This window comes from Lichenibacterium ramalinae, assembly GCF_004137085.1.
Lineage (GTDB): Bacteria > Pseudomonadota > Alphaproteobacteria > Rhizobiales > Beijerinckiaceae > Lichenihabitans > Lichenihabitans ramalinae.
In genome coordinates, this window is the sequence record NZ_QYBC01000066.1 from 1 (window position 1) to 1,005 (window position 1,005).

Consider the following 1,005-nt stretch of genomic DNA (forward strand, 5'->3'; position numbering starts at 1 on the left):
CGATCCGAACCGAGGAAGCTGAGGTTGCGACGCTTCAGCCCCAAGGGAGGGACCGGATGAACATCCACAAGAATGCCCGTTTGACGCCGATCGGTCGAGAGCGACTGGTGCGGCAGGTGGAGAGCGGGCAAACGCCGGAGGCGGCCGCACAAGCCGCAGGCGTCTGCCCGCGGACGGCCCGGAAATGGCTCGCCCGGTATCGGGCCGAAGGCGTGGCTGGCCTTCGGGATCGGTCGTCGCGGCCGCATCGCCTGCGTCGCCCGACGCCCATCCAGATCGTGACGCAGATCGAAGCGCTGCGGCGCCAGCGCTTCACCGGCCAGCAGATCGCGCGCGATCTCGGAGTGTCGCCCGCCACCGTCAGCCGTGTGCTGCGTCGGCTCGGCCTCAATCGCGTCGCGGCGCTGGAGCCGGCCGAGCCGGTGCGGCGCTACGAACGCGCGCACCCCGGCGAGCTGATCCACATCGACATCAAGAAGCTCGGCCGTTTCGCGAGAACCGGGCATCGCATCACAGGCGACCGGACCGGCCAAAGCAACGCCCGGGGGATCGGCTGGGAGTTCCTCCACCTGGCTGTCGACGATCATTCCCGACTGGCCTATTCGGAAATCCTGCCCGACGAAAAGCGAGGCTCCTGCCTGCGCTTCCTGTTCAACGCCCTGCGGTTCTTCCGCCGACACGGCGTCGCGGTCGAGCGCGTCATGACCGACAATGGGGCGGCCTTCCGGTCACGCCGCTACGCCCAGGCCCTGCGCTTGCTCCACATCAAACACAAGCGAACCCGACCCTACACGCCGAAAACCAACGGCAAGGCCGAGCGCTTCGTGCAGACATCGTTGCGCGAATGGGCCTATGCCAAGGCCTACGAGACGTCGGACCAGCGCCGACGTGAGCTCGCAGCCTTCCTGTTCCGTTACAACTGGCTCAGGCCACACACGAGCCTCGGCGCAAAACCACCCGTCAGCCGCCTCGCACTCGACAAGGACAACCTATTGAGGCTCCACA

1 protein-coding gene is annotated in these 1,005 nt (G+C 67.0%); it reads left to right on the forward strand.

The window, feature by feature from the left end; genetic code table 11:
• Nucleotides 1–56: 56 nt before the first annotated feature.
• A partial coding sequence (locus D3272_RS27025; protein WP_129222330.1) for an IS481 family transposase occupies nt 57–1,005 on the forward strand: 949 nt, incomplete at its 3' end.